The sequence below is a fragment of the Enterococcus sp. DIV0840 genome, from assembly GCF_050527835.1.
GTDB classification, from domain to species: Bacteria; Bacillota; Bacilli; order Lactobacillales; family Enterococcaceae; genus Enterococcus_L; species Enterococcus_L ureasiticus.
In genome coordinates this window covers 373022-391261 of the sequence record NZ_CP172876.1, presented here as the reverse complement: position 1 = coordinate 391261, position 18240 = coordinate 373022, and the positions used below count along the sequence as shown (strand labels likewise).

Annotated in this window: 28 protein-coding genes and 2 pseudogenes; 5 read left to right on the top strand and 25 right to left on the bottom strand. The window is 31.9% G+C overall.

The window, feature by feature from the left end; genetic code table 11:
* Window positions 1-24: 24 nt before the first annotated feature.
* Window positions 25-1461 (bottom strand): PTS transporter subunit EIIC, encoded by a 1437-nt coding sequence (locus tag IGL98_RS01960; protein WP_206847009.1) that lies wholly within the window; start codon window positions 1459-1461, stop codon window positions 25-27.
* Between the two features lie 115 nt (window positions 1462-1576).
* On the bottom strand, window positions 1577-2569 hold the full coding sequence (locus IGL98_RS01955) for a LacI family DNA-binding transcriptional regulator (protein ID WP_206847008.1): 993 nt from the start codon (window positions 2567-2569) through the stop codon (window positions 1577-1579).
* Window positions 2570-2787: 218 nt separating this feature from the next.
* Between IGL98_RS01955 and IGL98_RS01950 the strand changes: the two genes are divergently transcribed.
* The gene (locus tag IGL98_RS01950) at window positions 2788-2934 is read left to right on the top strand and encodes a hypothetical protein (RefSeq protein ID WP_206847007.1); all 147 of its coding nucleotides are present in this window, start codon (window positions 2788-2790) and stop codon (window positions 2932-2934) included.
* Between the two features lie 100 nt (window positions 2935-3034).
* Here IGL98_RS01950 and IGL98_RS01945 read toward each other — a convergent pair whose 3' ends face one another.
* The 6 genes from IGL98_RS01945 to IGL98_RS01920 all read right to left on the bottom strand — a co-directional run bounded on the left by IGL98_RS01945 (window position 3035) and on the right by IGL98_RS01920 (window position 4907).
* Complete coding sequence (locus IGL98_RS01945; RefSeq protein WP_422851627.1) at window positions 3035-3187, bottom strand: type I toxin-antitoxin system Fst family toxin; 153 nt, start codon at window positions 3185-3187, stop codon at window positions 3035-3037.
* Between the two features lie 105 nt (window positions 3188-3292).
* Complete coding sequence (locus IGL98_RS01940) at window positions 3293-3643, bottom strand: hypothetical protein (RefSeq protein ID WP_206847005.1); 351 nt, start codon at window positions 3641-3643, stop codon at window positions 3293-3295.
* Window positions 3644-3729: 86 nt separating this feature from the next.
* Entirely contained in the window at window positions 3730-3936 is a 207-nt protein-coding gene (locus tag IGL98_RS01935; protein ID WP_206847004.1) for a hypothetical protein, read from the bottom strand.
* Window positions 3937-3947: 11 nt separating this feature from the next.
* Window positions 3948-4235: a hypothetical protein gene (locus IGL98_RS01930; protein WP_206847003.1), complete on the bottom strand. Its 288-nt coding sequence runs from the start codon at window positions 4233-4235 to the stop codon at window positions 3948-3950.
* A 197-nt stretch (window positions 4236-4432) separates the two neighbouring features.
* The gene (locus IGL98_RS01925) at window positions 4433-4645 is read right to left on the bottom strand and encodes a hypothetical protein (RefSeq protein WP_206847001.1); all 213 of its coding nucleotides are present in this window, start codon (window positions 4643-4645) and stop codon (window positions 4433-4435) included.
* A 22-nt stretch (window positions 4646-4667) separates the two neighbouring features.
* A complete protein-coding gene (locus IGL98_RS01920; RefSeq protein WP_206846999.1) occupies window positions 4668-4907 on the bottom strand; it encodes a hypothetical protein in 240 nt (79 codons plus the stop codon).
* 340 nt (window positions 4908-5247) lie between these two features.
* Here IGL98_RS01920 and IGL98_RS01915 point away from each other — a divergent pair, with 340 nt between their 5' ends.
* On the top strand, window positions 5248-5757 hold the full coding sequence (locus IGL98_RS01915; protein WP_206912726.1) for a hypothetical protein: 510 nt from the start codon (window positions 5248-5250) through the stop codon (window positions 5755-5757).
* Window positions 5758-5865: 108 nt separating this feature from the next.
* Here IGL98_RS01915 and IGL98_RS01910 read toward each other — a convergent pair.
* The 17 genes and pseudogenes from IGL98_RS01910 to IGL98_RS01830 form a co-directional block, all read right to left on the bottom strand.
* A pseudogene (locus IGL98_RS01910) lies at window positions 5866-6271 on the bottom strand (transposase); the annotation flags it as partial.
* Between the two features lie 59 nt (window positions 6272-6330).
* Window positions 6331-6483, bottom strand: a complete 153-nt coding sequence (locus tag IGL98_RS01905) for a hypothetical protein (protein WP_206847350.1) — start codon at window positions 6481-6483, stop codon at window positions 6331-6333.
* Window positions 6484-6497: 14 nt separating this feature from the next.
* Window positions 6498-6671 (bottom strand): hypothetical protein, encoded by a 174-nt coding sequence (locus IGL98_RS01900; protein ID WP_206912758.1) that lies wholly within the window; start codon window positions 6669-6671, stop codon window positions 6498-6500.
* A gap of 538 nt (window positions 6672-7209) precedes the next feature.
* The gene (gene fic / locus IGL98_RS01895; protein ID WP_206912746.1) at window positions 7210-7812 is read right to left on the bottom strand and encodes a protein adenylyltransferase Fic; all 603 of its coding nucleotides are present in this window, start codon (window positions 7810-7812) and stop codon (window positions 7210-7212) included.
* A gap of 174 nt (window positions 7813-7986) precedes the next feature.
* Window positions 7987-8586: a site-specific integrase gene (locus tag IGL98_RS01890; RefSeq protein WP_206912748.1), complete on the bottom strand. Its 600-nt coding sequence runs from the start codon at window positions 8584-8586 to the stop codon at window positions 7987-7989.
* Window positions 8587-9119: 533 nt separating this feature from the next.
* On the bottom strand, window positions 9120-9488 hold the full coding sequence (locus tag IGL98_RS01885) for a hypothetical protein (RefSeq protein ID WP_206912751.1): 369 nt from the start codon (window positions 9486-9488) through the stop codon (window positions 9120-9122).
* Window positions 9488-9817 carry a hypothetical protein gene (locus tag IGL98_RS01880; RefSeq protein ID WP_206912753.1) on the bottom strand — a complete coding sequence of 110 codons (330 nt, stop codon included), beginning with the start codon at window positions 9815-9817 and terminating at the stop codon, window positions 9488-9490. Before IGL98_RS01880 ends, IGL98_RS01885 begins: the two co-directional genes overlap by 1 nt.
* Before the next feature lie 94 nt (window positions 9818-9911).
* Window positions 9912-10445, bottom strand: a complete 534-nt coding sequence (locus IGL98_RS01875) for a hypothetical protein (RefSeq protein WP_206912755.1) — start codon at window positions 10443-10445, stop codon at window positions 9912-9914.
* Window positions 10446-10547: 102 nt separating this feature from the next.
* Complete coding sequence (locus IGL98_RS01870) at window positions 10548-10760, bottom strand: hypothetical protein (RefSeq protein WP_206847209.1); 213 nt, start codon at window positions 10758-10760, stop codon at window positions 10548-10550.
* A 29-nt stretch (window positions 10761-10789) separates the two neighbouring features.
* Window positions 10790-11125, bottom strand: coding sequence for a hypothetical protein (locus IGL98_RS01865; protein ID WP_086281323.1), 336 nt, complete (start codon window positions 11123-11125; stop codon window positions 10790-10792).
* Between the two features lie 75 nt (window positions 11126-11200).
* On the bottom strand, window positions 11201-11683 hold the full coding sequence (locus IGL98_RS01860; RefSeq protein WP_206912757.1) for a tetratricopeptide repeat protein: 483 nt from the start codon (window positions 11681-11683) through the stop codon (window positions 11201-11203).
* A 452-nt stretch (window positions 11684-12135) separates the two neighbouring features.
* Complete coding sequence (locus IGL98_RS01855) at window positions 12136-12705, bottom strand: GNAT family N-acetyltransferase (protein ID WP_206847213.1); 570 nt, start codon at window positions 12703-12705, stop codon at window positions 12136-12138.
* Between the two features lie 107 nt (window positions 12706-12812).
* Window positions 12813-13025, bottom strand: coding sequence for an LPXTG cell wall anchor domain-containing protein (locus tag IGL98_RS01850; protein ID WP_430605057.1), 213 nt, complete (start codon window positions 13023-13025; stop codon window positions 12813-12815).
* An 89-nt stretch (window positions 13026-13114) separates the two neighbouring features.
* A pseudogene (locus IGL98_RS01845) lies at window positions 13115-13531 on the bottom strand (Tn3 family transposase); the annotation flags it as partial.
* A 213-nt stretch (window positions 13532-13744) separates the two neighbouring features.
* Entirely contained in the window at window positions 13745-14011 is a 267-nt protein-coding gene (locus tag IGL98_RS01840; protein WP_206847216.1) for a type II toxin-antitoxin system RelE family toxin, read from the bottom strand.
* A complete protein-coding gene (relB, locus tag IGL98_RS01835) occupies window positions 14012-14236 on the bottom strand; it encodes a type II toxin-antitoxin system RelB family antitoxin (protein WP_206847218.1) in 225 nt (74 codons plus the stop codon).
* 92 nt (window positions 14237-14328) lie between these two features.
* Window positions 14329-15288: an IS30 family transposase gene (locus IGL98_RS01830; protein WP_206912045.1), complete on the bottom strand. Its 960-nt coding sequence runs from the start codon at window positions 15286-15288 to the stop codon at window positions 14329-14331.
* 306 nt (window positions 15289-15594) lie between these two features.
* Here IGL98_RS01830 and IGL98_RS01825 point away from each other — a divergent pair, with 306 nt between their 5' ends.
* The 3 genes from IGL98_RS01825 (at window position 15595) to IGL98_RS01815 (ending at window position 17938) form a co-directional block, all read left to right on the top strand.
* Window positions 15595-15681, top strand: coding sequence for a type I toxin-antitoxin system Fst family toxin (locus tag IGL98_RS01825; protein WP_206842794.1), 87 nt, complete (start codon window positions 15595-15597; stop codon window positions 15679-15681).
* A 393-nt stretch (window positions 15682-16074) separates the two neighbouring features.
* The gene (locus IGL98_RS01820) at window positions 16075-17262 is read left to right on the top strand and encodes a hypothetical protein (RefSeq protein ID WP_206842781.1); all 1188 of its coding nucleotides are present in this window, start codon (window positions 16075-16077) and stop codon (window positions 17260-17262) included.
* A 163-nt stretch (window positions 17263-17425) separates the two neighbouring features.
* Window positions 17426-17938 (top strand): DUF6933 domain-containing protein, encoded by a 513-nt coding sequence (locus IGL98_RS01815; protein WP_206842782.1) that lies wholly within the window; start codon window positions 17426-17428, stop codon window positions 17936-17938.
* Window positions 17939-18240: the final 302 nt, after the last annotated feature.

Genomic DNA, 18240 nt, shown 5'->3' with positions numbered 1-18240 from the left:
ATTGCTCTCAGACGTCCCTTCTTTTTATAAGGTACTACCTTTTCCTATTTCTGCTCCTTTTACCCCTTTAACACGATTCCAAACAATCAAAATAATAATCGGTAAAATAAATGCCATTAGATTTCCGATGATATAAAAAATCAATCTAGGTGGGTATACGATCGTCAAACCTGGTAGACCCGTTAAAGCAAAACTTGTTGCTTTGACATCAAATATTTTCATAAAAGCACCACCGATCCCTGCTGAAAATGAAGCAGCAAGAAATGGAATGATCGAGTCACGTAAATTGACTGCAAAAATAGCTGGTTCTGAAATACCAAATAATGTTGGAACAAAGCTAGACATTGCTGTTTCACGACGCTTAGAATTTTTCTTTGCAAGGAAAAACATGCCCAATGCTGCTCCCCCTTGTGCAATGATTGAAACGGACCATAATGGTTGAATATAGTTGAATCCTGTGGCTACCACTAATTGTGCTTCAATGGCCTGGATCGCGTGTTGCGTGCCCGTTACAACAAGTGGCTGAAGCAATGCTGCAAAAACAAAGGCACCCACAAATCCTGTTTTGTTGTATAGAATATCAATGATCCATCCTAATCCCGTGCCGATTGCATTACCGATCGGACCAAATACTAAGAATAAAGCAAGAGCAGAGAATAAAATCGTAACTGTCGGTACCAAAATAAAACTCAACGCTTGTGGTGTTTTTTTCTTCGCAAATACTTCTGTTTTTGATAAGAACCATGCTGTTAAAATTGCTGGAAACACGCCACCTTGAAACCCAACTTGTGGGATGGATAACCCAAATACATGCCAAGAGGATAAGGTATCATAATTGCCCAAAACAAAGTCATTACGATTCATCAAATCTGGTGTAATCATTACAAAACCTAACACTAAACCTAAGATTGGATTTCCACCAAATCGTTTAGTTGCTGAATACATGACTAAAACAGGAAGATAAGCAAATGTTGTCGCAATCACACCTAGAAAACTAGCTAAATCTTGCGCCCAAAGCCATTCCTCCGCCATTGAACCACCTAAAAAACCAAATTGTGTCGTTAATAGTGACTTCAAGCCTAAGATCATCGCTGCCCCAACAAAAGCTGGAATGATTGGAATGAATATATCAGAGAATACTTTAAATGCTTGTTGTAATTTATTCTGTTGCTTCGTTCCAGAGGCTTTTACATCTTGCAATGAAGCTTCCTTTATCCCTGAAACTTCTTGAAATGCAGCAAAAACCTTTTCTACTGTTCCTGTACCAAAAATAATTTGTAATTGTCCACTATTAAAAAATACTCCTTTAACGCCTTCAATATTTTCTAATGTTTCTTTATTATAATTATTACTATCATTCAATACTAAGCGTAAACGCGTAACGCAATGAGCAGCATTCGCTATATTTCCTTTTCCCCCGACACCTTCTAAGACTTCTTTAGCAATTTTTTTATAATCCAAACTATTCATCTCCTTGATTGTTTTAGAAATACTTTTTTGGAACGTTCCATTTTTAACTATTATAATACTTGGAACGTTCCAAAAAAGCAAGGGCTTTCAAACAAAAAAATTGGATTTATTTTTCATCCAATTTTCTAGTCGTCTTAAATGCTGTAAACTTCACTGGTAATATATGTTTCTTCTGTATAGCTAAGCTATCATCAAATTCCACTAACTCTTTCACACTTAAATGAGCAATCTCGCGTACATCCTGAGACATTGTTGAAATAGTCAATGACTGATTAGAAAAGCTTCTAGCACCATCGAAACCAACTAATTGTACATCTTCGGGAATCGACCAAGGTAAATGTGCAAATGCATTAAAAACAAATTCTGCATATCGATCTGTTACAGTAAAAATCCCATCAAAAGGACAGTTTTCTGAAAATTTTTCAGTTAGAAATATATCCAGTCTTTTGGGAAAATCAATTGAGTTTCCTTTATCCAAATAAACTTCATATTCCAATTCATTATGGGTACAATAGTCAATAAAACCATTCATTCGTTCAAAAACACCTAAATTATTGGGCAACTCTCTTAAAATCAACAGCAGTCGTTTTGAACCTCGTTTGTGCAATTCTTCTGCTGCTTGTCTAGCCCCACCAAAATTATCACTTGTTATAAATGGAATAGTACTATTAAAATAACGCTCAATTGAAACAATCGGGATGTTTGAAATAAGATAGGGTTCTATATCACTGTAAGAAATAGTTAAAATTCCTTTGACTTTCTGTTCTTGCGCCATTTTTATATAGTCTAACTCTAAATTGTAATCATTTTGAGAATTACATAATAACATTTTAAAATTTTGAATTTGTAATTCTAATTGGATATAGTATGCCAATTCAGAAAAAAATGGTGTCCATATCGTTGGCAATATAAATACAATGATGTCACTTTCTTGTTTTTTTAATGATCTAGCCGCTTGATTTGGTATATAATTCAACTCTTCAATTGCTTTTTCTACTCTAACAGCTAATTCTGGCTTGATTTTTACATGATTGACATAATTGGATACAGTTCCTCTAGAGACGTTTGCTTTTTTTGCAACATCATTCATATTGACCATTTACCTTCACCTCATTAGATAGTATATCATAATAAAAAATGTGGCATGATTATTTTAAGCTGTTATTCATGTTCATTCGCAGAAGATTGAATATTTTTTGATAACAGAAACGATCGGTAGGATGAAGTAAAATGGAACTATCTAAAAAATATGAAGCAATATACAAGGATCAATTATTAAATAAATATACTCTAAGTATAAATGTTATATAGGCGGTATTGAATACACAAAATGAAGTTCCTTCTGAATTCATTTTAGATCAAATAACTGAACAAATAGAGCGTTTAAAAACAGAAGAACAAGAGCTACTAGATTTGTATTCCAAAAAAGGATCAGTAAAAACTAACAATGTTGTTATCGAATAAAAATAATGCTATACTAGGGGTGCAAATGAATAGCACAGTTAACATTAAACCCCTAGAGAAGTAGGATTCTCTAGGGGTTCTTTTTTGGCTGATGTCGCCGTTAGGATGTTTTACTTCTTGTCGGCTTAATAGTAGCTTTATTCAGCCAATACTCGAATAAAGCTACTATTAAGCCGACAAGAAGGGGGCAAATGAAAAGTTCTAGCACAGTTAACACCTCCTTCCAGTCGCAAGACTGTATGATTGGCGACATTTAATTATAACCTAACTTGTAAGTAAAGGCGTTAAGAAATAAAATATTTTCTTAAAAAGGAAAAAATATGCTTTTCCAAAAAGGATCGTTTTTGGGATAGTGTCTCTAGCTCATTTCAAAAATAATTTGTACATAGAAAACACGGTTCATATCCACGTAATAACGAATAGTTTTGACCTTCTTTAGATTTTCACTATCCAGCTCCTCTTGTAAAACTGCTCTGTAGAAAGGTAGCTTATGACTAATTTTTTGAACAGCTGCAGGCATTTTTACCAATATCGTTTTAGTATTTTTTTCTTCAAAGAACTGTCTTTCAAATGTTTTCAATTCATAGTCTTCCGACTGGAAAAACAAATCCTGAAAACTAGATTCTAAATTGTCAATTGCCTTATCAGTTACATCACCATAAAAATTTAATCCTGGTATATTTTTTTGTTGAATGTTTGAAAAATTCATTTATCTTGCTCCATTTCAATTAGTTATTTGTACGTTTTACGGTTATTTGTGTACGATTTCATCGATTTCGAACCACAATTCACGTTTTATTGATCCTTTTTGGAATACAAGTCTTGTAGCTCTTTCTCTTCCGTTTTTAACCGCTCTATTTGTTCAGTTATTTGATCTAAAATGAATTCAGAAGGAACTTCATTTCGTGTATTCAACACAGCTTCAATGACACCTATACTTAGAGTATATTTATCAAATAATTGATTTTTGTATCTTACTTCATCTTTTTTAGATAGTTCCATTTTACTTCCTCCTACTGATCCTTTTCGAGAATCATACCTTGTTCATCCCATTTACACCGATAACTATCATTGTTTTTAAAATATGTAACCATATCTGAAGTAATAGGAACAAACCTAAACCAATCAATGTCAAATGTACTCATTTCATACTCTTTTCCTTCAGAAGTGAAATGAACGCTTTGTTCGTCCTCGATCATATCCTCCACCAACTTTAATGAAGTGATCTGTTCAAATACATACTTTACTTGATTATCATCTTCATCATTTTCTTCCATCATAATACATAAAGCTTTCACCATTATACTTCCTCCTACTGATCCTTTTTGATAAATAGTTCGTAATTCTGACTTTGTTCATTGACCAGGTATAATTGATTGTTCGTCTCTTTGATCATTTTCTCCAGTAGATCTCACACTGCAGCCGGACAAAATGACCTATTTTTCCGAACAATCGTTTTTGGATCTCATTCATGCTGCTATCGATCCTTTTTGGAAAACTACTTCATTGAAGGTATCAACTCATTGATATTTATAATATCTAATGCTTGCATTAAGCTCGTTAATGCATTAACACCTAATTTATCACCATCAAAAATACCTTTATGGTACATATCCGCTATTATTTGTGAATCTAATCCTGTGACTTCTGACAGTCTTTCTAAGCTAATGCCTTTGTTATCTACAAATTTTTTTAAGTTGATATTTTTCATGTTTAATTAATCCTTTCTAGTTCTAAAAGTTTGTATTTTGACAAAATAAATAATGAATTGTTTTTCTATCTTTAAATCTTGTTGTCTCCTGAAAATCTCTTTGTTCTACACATAAGCTATTCAGTTCTTCGCTGTTTAAATTTTTTAAAAAGTGTTCTGTTGATCCTTTTCTTAAAGAACCGTAATTATCAGCAAATTCAATAAATATTTCCGTTTCAGGTCGAAACTTTTTCAGTTTGTCTTCTAAAAGTATTTGCTTCATTTTCCTTATCTCCTTCAGTTGTGATCGTTTTTGGATCTCATTCATGCTGTTATCGATCGCTTATGGTATCAACAAATACATCAAAAAACTCTTAGAGGGATAAAATAACAATAAAATAGACCTTAAAGGGATTTTTCCCCTCTTTGCTACGATGAGTCCATGAATAACAATATTTTAGTTTGCTATCCTGTAAATGTTTTCACTAAATTTAAATATATTTTTATTTAAATATATAACAATATCTTATGAAAATTAAATAACAAAAGGAATTTAAAATCCCTATTGACAAATACTCAAGAAAACGATATCATTCTCTTATATTATGTAAGGGGGCGTTTTTATGAAAAAAATGTTATTACTCGTTTTAACTGGATTTTTATATGTTGTTTTAGCAGTGCCTCTAAAAGAGGTACAAGCGTCGGAAATCAACACTCTTCCAAATGGATACTACACTGTTCAACCAAAACTTAATTCTAACCTACAGGTAGACTACAAGTTTAAATTAGCTAACTTAACCCCTGGATATGGTAAATTTGAATTTTACTATATCCCCAACAAAGATGCTTATGTCATTAACGACCAATTTGGCTTTCAAAGTGTAAAGTGGGCGGGCTCCATTGGAGTTGGGAATCTTGATTGGGAAAATCAGAATATAAATGATTCCAGTATGCTTTGGACAGTCGAACAAGTCTCCGACAATCAATATATTATTCACAATAAAAAAGATGGCAATCTAGTTTGGGATGTCCATAACTATAACCCTAATCTCGGAACTCCCATTAAATTAGAAAACCAACATCCCGCAAATTCTCCATCTAGACAAGCTCAAATTTTTGTATTAAATCAGTAAATAATAAGGGCTCTTTGTCAACTGATGTTATTGAAGAAAATCCAAAGAATTAAATCATTTATTAGGAGTCCTAGAGGGCTTTGAACTGAACCCCGAATGTTGAACTTTTTAAATGGATTGTTTTCTGAATTGAACAGGTGACAGTCCATTTAATTTTTCTTTTATTCGTTGGTTATTATACCACTTAATATATTCATGAAGTTCCTTAGAGAAATCCTCAATAGAATGAAATTTTTTTCTGTCGTAAAATTCACTCTTCAATATATCCAAAGAAATTTTCCATCACTGCGTTGTCTAGGTAGTATCCTTTGCGCAACATACTCTTAATAACGTTGTTTTCCCTCAATGCCTTTTGGTACTGCCTCATCTGATAGTGCCATCCTTGATCAGAATGTAAAATAACTTTATCCTTTATCTTCTTTTTATTAAAAGCTTGAGACAACATGACTTCAACCATTTTATAAACAGGTTGCTTAAAAAGGGAATAGGAAATAATCTCTCCATTAAACATATCGTTTTTGGATCTCATGCATGCAGCTATCGATCCTTTTTGGGAAATTAAATTTCATCAGATTATTTAAGCTTGTATTCCGTAACGTTTAGATCCAGCCCAAATAGTTTAAATTGTTTGCCGCAATATTCCCATGCTGCTTCATTAGATATAAATATTTCTTTTATTACATTTGAGTTCTCGTCTTGCACAACCCAAACTGTTTGATTCTTCATACCCGTTTTTCCTCCTACTGATCCTTTTCCGAATCTTTTTTTCTTGATTTTCTCTTACTGTCAAAAGTTCCTGCAACTCCTATTGCTAATCCTATTGCAATTCCTAAAGTGAAATTATTGAAAATAATACCAAAAACTACACCTATACAAATACCTAGTGATATAGAATCATTATTCTCTTTATTCATTTTTTCCTCCTATCAATCCTTTTTGATAATCACTATTTCTATTCTTATTTCAGAAATTCTATACTAATTCATCACAGATTATTCAAATTTCAATTGTATTATTTATTCATACCAAACAAACAACCCTAACAAACAAAACTTTTTCATTTTTAACTCCTTTTCCTACCTTCCCCAAAGGTAGGTCTTTTTGTTTGTAAAGAATTGTTTATCCTTTTTCAAATTGACAAAGCTACTTCATTCACTTAACATTGAATATAAGAGATGTATCTTTTATGCCAAAAACGAGCGTTTTTGAGAATTTATCTATTCACTGATTTAATAAACATAAAATATTGATATTGCTGGAAGTTGTTTTAGTTTTGGGACAGCTTTTTTATTTTGCCAAAAACGCCGTTTTTGAGAATCCTCAGAGGGATCATTCAAGATAGTACCTCAGTTTAAAAGTTGAAACGACCTTAGAATCACTCTACCATTAACGTAGATTTATGATAGATAGAATTTGGCATAAGTTTTGGTGATATTTTGACCTTTTTAATGACTACAAGTCTTCAGTATTATATTCTGTATATCCTTCGTAGTAATAGCTAACGTCGATACCTTTCATGTATGTTTCACGATCATTTACTAACGAAGTTAGTGCCTGCTTAATTAAATGAGAGATTTCTAAATCATTAACAGGACTACGTTCCATTGCAGAAAGATAAGCTTCTTTGTTGATCAGGTTCCAATCGATTACTTTGTTGATTTCTTGTTTAAGAATCAGGTCTAGCCATATTCTTGTACTGCGGCCATTGCCCTCACGAAACGGGTGCGCAATGTTCATCTCAACATATTTTGCTACAATTTCATCGATTGTTGATTGCGGCATTTGATCAATATGATCTAACGAGACTTTCAAATACATTACTGGCGCAAACCTAAAATTTCCTTTAGCAATGTTCACCGTTCTAATTTCACCGGCAAAATCATAAATATCTGAAAAAAGGTATCGATGAATATCTGCTAGCCCTTTAAATGTTCCTACTTCTAGTTTATCAATGTCCCCACTATCGTGTAATTTCTTTGCATTCGATTTACTGATCTTTTCTTCTACTCTTGCTAATTCAACTTGGTTTGTTATGCCTAATTTATTTGTTAACATCTTTTTCCTCCTGTTCTTCTCTTTTTATCTCAGAATAGTAGCAAACTATTGATAAACAGATCGCAGTCACTCCTTCAAATGAATGACTCTTGGATCCTACCAAAAAAGATATATCTTCTCTTATTTGCTAAAAAAATGACGTGTTTCTTCTATTATATAGTAAATTATCTGTGGTTATAAATCTAAACTCATTACTGCAGTATCTTTATCCTCTTGTGTGATTCCAATATAACGTAATGTCTCACGCTGTGATGAATGATTTAGTAACTCTTGAATGATCTCAATATGTGTTCCATTCTTATAAAGAAAGTATCCAAATGTTTTTCTCATCGAATGACTACCGATATTTTTCATCCCTATACTTTTAGCTGCTTTACTTAACACATCCCAAAGTGCTTGTCGGCTTAATGGTTGATCCTCTCCCTTCCTACTCGGAAATAGAAAGTGATCAAAATCATGTATTGCTACCTGATAAGGAAATACTTCATTCACATATTCTAAAACCTGTTTTCTTAATTTATTCGAAATAATAATGGAATTGTGTTTACCAGTTTTTTGTTCTTTCATTTCTAATCGTTCTTTCGCGATCACTCGACCACGAGAAATAATTAAAACGTCTGATAATTTCAAACGACGCAAATCTGAAATGCGATAAGCGGTATTTATTCCAATCGAAAATAGTAACATATTTCTTGGTCCCATTTTTCCGGAAGACAAAATGGCCTTCATTGCATCAATTTGCTTTTTTTCTCTGATTGGTTGGACAATTTTCATGAAAAAATCCCTCTTTTTATCAATATGACTTAATTCTATTATACTATAGTTTTAGTCTCATTCAAACAATCTATAAATTTAAAGAGCCACTCAAACATTGAGTCACCCTTAGAGCCATCTGTCTTTACCCTATTTTAACGAATGTGACACAACTAGCTTGTGTCAGATTCTAATTATTGACTTAACTAATATGGTCTCTGTAAAACAAAATAGGATAGAGAAATTCTCTATCCTAAATTTATGTTTTGAGCAACTCTATTGAACATTTTAAAACGTTGTCAGAGCAACGACTTGAAAATATTCATTTGCTTATACCCTATTGAACTTTTCACTAACGAAAAAGAACCATGATACAATTTCTAACTATGTTTTCAATGTAAAAAAAAAGAAGTTGAATAATCAACTTCTTTTGCCAAATCATACAATTTATACAAAGAAAAAAGTCACTACCAAGTACTAAGGATGTGTACCTGTAATCATTTACTAATCAAATACATTTACTTCTACTTTTTTTAATATTACTCTCGACTCAATTATTCTGTCTTTAACTTGAATGTTACTTGAGAATTGTAGTCTTTACGAGCAAACCACTCTTTTTTCTCTGAGCCATTCATATCAAATCCAGCTGTCTTAAAATCATTATATGTTACGTAGCTCTTTCTATTCATATCACTTGTGCTGTATATTTGGCCAGTTATATTTAATATTACATTATCAGTAGGTAAATCTTGTGAGTTTCTTACTGACTCATGAGGATTCTTAATTTCAAAATCTGTAATATTACTTTCTGCTTGATAAACGTAGGGAATACTTTCAATTTGGGGTTTTAATCCTTGTTTCTGAGATACTATTAGTTCAGTATAAACTATTATAGTTACTGGATTTATCTCAGAAGAAATCACTAAATGACTTCTCCAACTTTATCATCCCCTTGCTTATCTTCTTCTGATGTTCCTTCTGAATAACTAGCAAGTATTTTTTTCGACTTCTTATCAGTAACAACCGCCTTTATTCCACCTTCTATGTCTTCATATTTTACATTTATTTTGTTTGAAGTAAAAGTTGTTGGAATTTCGAAATTGGCAAGCTTGATCACCTCATTAACATTCATATCTGTACTCACATCAGATTTTGCAGCCTTATCTTTTCCACTAGCATATGCTATTCCTCCAAAAGATAATAAACCAAGTATCAAAGAAATAAGTAGTAACTTTTTTTTTATTTTGATCACACCCTTCAAATTATTTAGCCACTGAGCCTTAATTCATAACACGAAACAAAACTTGCGAATTATAATTTTTCCGCGCAAACCACTTTCCTGAATTTTAACCAGACATATCGAAACCAGCTGATTCTAAAAGGCTAAAAGAAAATCCTGCACTAGCGCTCCATGCACTTTCAGTATAAACTTGACCAGTTATGTTTACCAACATCCAAGTACTTGGAAATGTTGACGGTGAGCTAATCGATTGATACGTATCTTTTAACTCATAAGCTCCGCTTTTTCCCTCTGTCTGCCAAATTCTATTAACTTTTTCAATTTGTCTCCAATTGGTATCCCCACGAAGCACAACTTCTGCATAAACATTAATCGTTGCCGGTTGCACGCTGTAGGTAGATTGAATATGGCTAGTCCATACTTGTCCGGTCGTTCTTGTATTTACATTACGATTCTCTATCATTTCTGAATAAGTTGCAAGAACTTTACTTGAAGCATTGTCAATAATTTCCGCTTTCTTACCATCAACCATATCTACATAGCTGAGTGTTGTATCAGAGACTAAAAATTCCGTTGGGATTTCAAAATTAATCAATTGAACTTTTTGAGTGCTAACCACTGAATTCTCGATAGTTTCCATTTTTTCTTGGTTAAATTCTTCAGCAAAAACAATCGCACTATTTGAAGTCAGAAATATACTACCTTATAATAATAACAATACTTTTTTTATCTAATAATCCCCCTATTTTTTAAAATTATACACTGTGTACGCCCATGAAAACAGTTCTCCTCCTGAATTAATGTTATCCAGTTGCTTACTTGATAACATCATATACCCGCCATTATAATCTAATGGGTTCCAAGCAATATAAAAGTCTTCAAATTTTGGATCTTTTGCTTCGACATATCCTATTGCAGTTAATGCGTGTCCTACTCTTGAATTTCTAATATCCATCCTTTTGAGAAGACTACTTAATTTCGGCTTCAGGATTTTTCTTGTCTATACTCAAATGGGTTTTTAGCAGACGTTACTTCTTGTAAAATGACTAATGGGTCAGAAATTAATTCAAACTTTTCATCTTCTGGATAGGTCACAGCTATTTCAGGATTATTACCAGCAAATTTTTTTACTGAATCCATATTTTCCCAAATTGAACATAGAAAGAAGTGGCAGTATTCTTCTTGATCTACTACTTTTAAATAGGTGTTTAAATTGCCTTCTGTATTTCGAGTTTCTTCAACTCCAGTTATTAATTCATAGTCATAGAATCCTTGTTTATGTTTCATTGGAACGCATCCATGCCATGTTCTTGAAATCATCTAAATTCTCTCCTTTTCATTTCTATCCTTTTTAGGATACTATTAAATTCTCTACATATCTCAGTAAAACTATTCTCACCAAGTTCTATCCAATTTATCTGAATAATACATTATTGCTCTTTGATAGGTTTTAATCTCTTCATCTCTTGAAGTTGTGGCAATTAAGCCTAACAAAATTTCCATACCTTCTGAATACTGATTCAAATTGTATAACACCATCGAATAAAAAACTTTAAGAGCATTGTTATTTGGAAATCTCTTTATTCCATTCTTTAATGTTTTTTTAGCTAAATCGTACTTTCCCAACGTTCTATATGTACTACCCAGACCAAGAAATGCCCCTGCCAAGTCCGCACCTTCTAAACCGTTATCGATTGATTTTTCGTAATAATACACTGCTTCAGAATCTCTTTCTAAGATATCAAAACTCCAAGCAATCTGATAGTTTAAATATGGATCATCAACCCCGTTTTTTAATAGTTTCAATAGCAACTGGTTAGATCCTTCTAGGTTACCTTCTTCTCTTAGATGCAAAGCATCATTTATAGTATTCTCCATTAGCTATCTTCCTTTCCATCCTTTTTGATAATATTATTTTTTAGCTTTTTCATAAGTGTAAATACTATTTCCCTTGGTACGTACACATAATTTTTTACTCTTGATATCCAATTCTTCAAAGTGAATAGTTTTGTCCTTTTCCTTAGTTTCTTCAGCAAGGCTCCTATAATGTATTATGGACAGAAATGTTCGCAATAATACATTATAGGAGCCTAATACGGTTGTTTAAGCAACATTTTTTTGAAGTTTCAAATGTTGTGTCATAGAGGTTTGATATAAGTATTTTTGTTATTTTATATAAATCTCAAAAACAACAGTTTTTGGCTACCTCATAACCCAATTAAATCGATAAAAAAAAGAGTATTCAACAACTTATAAGTTGTTGAATACTCCCTTTTTTCATTTTATATTAATTTTAGAATTCATAACAATTTTTTAAGTATCTTTTAATTTTAAAGTCCTGTTCGCGTTTGTTGCATAAAATCAGATTTAAGCAGGTAGTACTCGTTTAAATCTTTAAATTCATCATGTAGAAAAGCATCTTGAACTTTTACTCCTACAAATTTAAAATTAGATTTAAGCGCAACGGCATTGCTAGCACTATTATTTACATCTGCAAATATAACTAATTTATTCAGACCTAAAATGTTAAAAGAATAGTCACATAAAGTCTTAACCGCTTTAGTAACAATATTTTTACCAGTGTAACTTGAATGAATCCAGTAACCTATTTCAGCTTTACTGATTTTAATATCAATATTGTGTAAATTAATGCATCCAATTATCTTATCTTCTTGAGCTATAAAAAATAATTTATCTGTTCCATTAGCAGCACCCTGCATTTTCAGTTTTAAATAACTAATTTGACTACTTACATCTGTATAATCGTCAACAAAGTCTAAAAAATTTCGTAAATGTTTTCTATCAGATTCAATAAGCTTATAAACTTCAGTTGCCATACCTAATTCAGGAATAATCAATTGAAATCCATTACCTATATTTAGTCCAAAATATTTCAACATAACAGTCCCTCTCTCCTTTAAAAATAAAAAAGTTATATCATAATAACCATGGTACAAACAAGTTAAATTTTTTTGTATTACTTACATTAATGTGAAGAAAGATTGTATTATGGATTACTTTGTTTCCGTCTAAATAACCATATACATAAAGCTAGTAGTAATGTAGTAACACCAGAAAGTGTGACAATTAAGCTGACATTCTCACCAGTTTTAGGTAGTAATTTTGAGTATTTACGATGATCTGAAGAACCAGTTTTTCCTGTAACAGTTGGTTTTCCGTTAGATTTTTTTGTTGGCTCCGTTGGATTCTTGGCATAGATAAAGGTAATAGATTGTTCTTTATCTGAAAGATTACCTTCGGTAGGAGTGTTGTCTTGGACTTCTTTGAAAAAATACTCCTCAATATCTAAATGTGTTCAAAGAGTAATGGAGATAGACGTCTAATATACTTGTTTGTATAGGAAATTCCTTCTACAGTAATTTGTTCTAAGACCTTCTCTAGATATAAGGCATTCCAATAGATAACAGCATTTGTGACTAATCCTAAAGCGGATAACTGCTCTTCCATCCCTTCGTAGTAGGCTTGATATAGTTTTCCATTTTTACCAAAATATATTTTCCGGCATAAATTATATCTAGACTCTCCTTTATTCAGCTGATTGAGAATAGATCTAGCATAGTCTTCGTCGCAATAATAACGTAGAAAGTTCTTTATTTTATAGATTTTCCCCACTTTTTCAAGGGCTTGACCTAAACTTGCTGAATGGTTTTCTCTACGTAGCGCTCGAATCAGTTCAGTTGCAGAGACTAATCCTTCCTTTAAAGAATGTTTTTGGTGATCACACATTTTGAAAAAAATTGACACACGTTCTTATATCAGTTCTATATGCCGTTCAAATTATGATTGTAACTTTTGATAGCTTAATATCCTGATTGTTGTTGCTTGAGTTTATACGATCAATACTTTTAAGTTTTGATAGTTTATCTTTTAAATAAATGAGCAAGACAATCTCACTCATAATTTTTATTAATCTGAAAACTAGTATATCTTTCTTCTATGACCTACTTCTAACGCAAGAACAACTAATTCATTTTCTTCTATTTTACAAATCACTCGATAGTCACCAATTCTGTATCGCCACTTTCCGTTGTGATTTCCAACAAGTGGTTTTCCAGATTTTTTTGGATTATCAGTATTATCTATGTTTTTAGATAACCATTTCAGTATCATTCTTGCAGTAAACTTATCTAGCTTTGCTAATTGTCTATCAAATTTTGGTGTGGTTTCTACTCTATAGTTTGGCAATTAATCTACCTCATACTTTTTCAAAAGATTTGCTAAAAGATTACTTTCTCCAGTTTTTAAGTATTCTTCATAAGCAATATCTCCAATATGTGCATCATAGCTATCTTCTAAACTTTCTAAAGTAGACGTTCTTAACAAATCTGATAAACTTTTGCCTTCAAATTTGGCCATTTCATCCAAAAATTCCTTTTCCTCATCGGAAACACGAACAGTAATAGTTGCCATATTTAGACACCTCTTTCTTCATTAGTATACTTAAATTATATCATGAACACAAATGTGTGTAAACGCAATTGTGTTCATGGTTTTTTGATTTGTCAAATTAAGCTAGACAATTGTCTTTCATTTATGTAACTCAAAAATACTTCTAATGGTGTTCGATAATTTAAAGATTTCCTTGGTATGTGATTTCTTTTAGAGGCGACAGCCGCAACAAAAGCTTGGTCAACTTGATTAAAATCCATTGTTTTAGGCAGCCCATCTTTACGTAATAACCCATTCGAATGCTCATTTAATCCGCGTTGTGAGGGGGTTCCAGGGTCTGCAAAATAGATAGAAATATCATTGACATTACTCATGTTTTTCCAATTTGAAAATTCTTTTCCACAATCAAAGGTCACGGATTTGAACAAATTTCTGGGAATCTTTTGTAGCCAATCAGTTGTCGCTTTTTCAATATCCAATGCTTTCCGACCATTTGGTTTTAATGTAATAATCACTTTTGAAAGGCGTTCAACTAGAGTGATGATGGCACTTTTATGATAAACGCCAACAATTGTGTCCCCTTCTAAATGCCCAAATTCCTGTTGGAAATCAGGGTAGTCAGTGGATCGTTCTGAAATATTGCGTTTAAATGCTTGCTTTCCGCGACGTTCTTTATGCCCGTTGGGCTTTCGTTTCCCTTTCATTGGTAGTTTTGAGCAATCAAATTGATTTGCTTTAAACTGACGATAAAGTGTTCTAACAGAGCATGAAATAGGAAACTCAGCTCGACCAATAATCACATCAGGTGTCCACCCTTGAGCCACCATAGTTTGAAGGTAATCATGCTGTTCTGTAGGCAAACTAATGGGTTGTCGACCACAACGCGTTTTATTTTCTTTATATTGTTGGTAATAGTCACAGATAGATTTTCCTTGTTTTAGGAAGTTGTAAACATTGTAGATTGTCTGTCTAGAACGATTTAAAGTCTTAGAAACCATCGTAACAGGTTGGCTCATATTGAAATAAGCTTCTATCATCACGAGTTCATTTGATGTAAGATGAGTATAGGTCATTTGTCTTCACTCCTTATAATTCTTTGGTCGGAACTATTTTGAGTGTAGCACAAATGACTTATTTAGTTGTCTAGCTTAATTTTACTATCGGCGTTTAATAAAACTAGAAATATTCTGTCCCCAAAACGAATGTTTTTGGTGTAAAGAAAAACACCATGAATTTTTTCATGTTACTCTTTGAATTTTTACTCTCGAATATTTATATTTCATGTCCATTATATTAGGTATTATCTAAATAACTAATTTTATCCTTCGAACATATGATATAATTTTATTTGGCAACTGCCCCGTAAGGGGGTGTATAAAATGTTTGAGAAATTACTTTCGTTGGTTATCGCACCACTTTTAGTGGGACTAATATTATCATTAGTTGATCATTGGCTAGGTGATTAGAAGATAATCAAGCAGTTGCCACTAGTTCAAACGCTGAGTCGCAACAGCGAAAAGAAAACCACCCTACTCGCAATAGGGTGGTTTTTTGATGTATAAAATGTTTAAATTACTTTCGTTTCGCTCTGTCATTATATCATAAAAATACAATAACGTCATGTAAAAAATTTTCCCACTTCGGTACTTATGATAGTAATTTTTGACAACCCGATATCCTTACTATTGTTACACAATTTTATTCGATCGAAACTTTTGAGTTTTGATAGTGTTAGATCGAAGTTTAGCATCTATTCACTTTCATTTCTCTCCCAGAAAACTTTCAATTTTTACTAATTTTAACAAATCAAATAAATTGGGTGATATAATATACAAAGACTGTATAGGAGGTTGTATTTAATGAATGGATTGTTTGGTGATAACATATTCTTTCTTTTTCTTTTTGCCTGTATAACAATAATGAATTATTCCAGAATGTCTGAAACTCAAAAAATGATATTGTTTTATTTAATGACATTTGGTTTAGTCATACTAAAAATTATAAGTATCAAAGAAAGTCTATTGTTTTTATTTATTGTTTCATTTCTCTATCTTGAATTTTTAACTGAGGATTCGGAAAAAATTAAATTTATTACAAAGCTAAGATACAAGGTTCTAGATTTCTTGTTTTTAATGGTCTTTCAGTATCAGTTCATACTTTTGTTAATTTCCTTTGTCTTTGCTAGCGCCAGATTTCAAACTTATATTTTAAAAATAAACTTCTTTCCTTTTACTCTCAGTAATTCTTTAGTTCAAGGGTTATCGATAATCTTTTTTTTCATAGCAATATTTAAAATGTCACAAGAAAAGTTTAAAGTAAAGAGTTTCCATTCCTTACTCAATGACGTGTTTATCCCACCTATCAATGAAAGTGATTTAGATCCATACAAAGAATACTTTCAGATTTTGGTATGTATGGAAGATAAAACTTATCTTTCCAGAACCAAAAACGGGCATTCTGTTTCATTCGAATTACTTTCATCTAAAATGAAGACTTTTTGGAAATCACTCAAGGATATAGGCATCAGAAACACGCTAAAAAGGTATAGTAATATTCCACAGATTATTCGTGGCTATTCGACTCTAGAAATGCAGTTGTTACGGAGTGTTTCTCTTGAATCAGGTTACAATAAGATACTTTCAAGAAAGGTATTTGAAATTCTATATACAAACATTATTTTTAATAGTATGCAGGAATACTACAATAAAAATAACTATGTAAATAGCAATCGATTCAGCGAGTATTTATTAAGCATCTACATTTGTAATATCAGAACTAATATCAACGGAACTGTTTTTTCAAATATGACTAAATACCTTGGAGAAGACATTTACAAATGGTCAAAAGAGAAATTCTACATCGCTTGCTTAGGACTGCCTTATCAAAAATTCTCGGAATACTATATTTTTGATCTGTATCAAGACATTATTACTGAATATTCACTTGATACTGCTGTTATAAAGGACGAGATAATAGCTATAGGAAAGGCTGAACAAGATTATTATGGTGCAGATAGAGTGGAGAATAACTTTACCTATATCTTCTAATGATGAGCTACTTCTAATTTATTCAGTTGAAGTAGCTCTTTTAATTAATAAGTGAAGTATAACCAAAAACGAATGTTTTTGTTAGAAGTACGCCTTGTACTTTAAATCATTTTCTCTGTGTATGTTATACTGTACTCATGATTAACGTCAAAGGAGTTTACTTATGATCATTGTCCCTACGAAAAAATCATTACCACTTTTTAGTGAATTTCCAGTTTCTACTACTACATCCAGCTCAACTGAACGATCTTTTTTCTCTTGGCATGCAAATTATTTTACTTTAGACAGAAAAAAAGTTTTAGTTTTGGTAAATGATCTGTCCTTTTCTCCAATCGTTTTAGCTGATATTAACGCTAAAAACAAACAACAGCTTTCTGTTTACATAAAAGAAGGCATTGAACATGTTTTTGGTTATAGTACAGACAAACCTTATCAACTAAAAAAATATTTTCTTAGAGCTGGCAGAATGGAAATTTCTTATTCCTATAATCGTTCGATCAGCGGCATTAACAACAACATGATTCAAATGTTAAAAGTTTATCCTGAAGACATTGACCTGAATTCACGACTACAGACGTCTGTAATGGAATTCCTTGCTAAAACGCCATATCGTAGTATGACACCTGAATATACGTTTAGTATTGACGTAGTAAAAAAAGAATTAGATAAGCTATAAGCTTTCTAACTCCTTTTTTGAGCAACTCTATTGAACACTGGAAAATCTTGACAGAGCAGAGTTCACAAAATGGTCAATTGCCTATACCTTATTGACCATTTTTAATAAAAAAAGTAACATGATTTTTATCGTCATACTTTTCCAACTTTTAAAGTCGGAAAATAATCCTGTTATCTTTATAGTCTACAAATTTTTTTACGTTTATAAATATATTTGAAAAGCTACCAGCCTCTATTTAAATAAAATTTTATTTTCAACTATTAATTGACTTTTTTGTAATCATTTGACAACTATTTAGACAC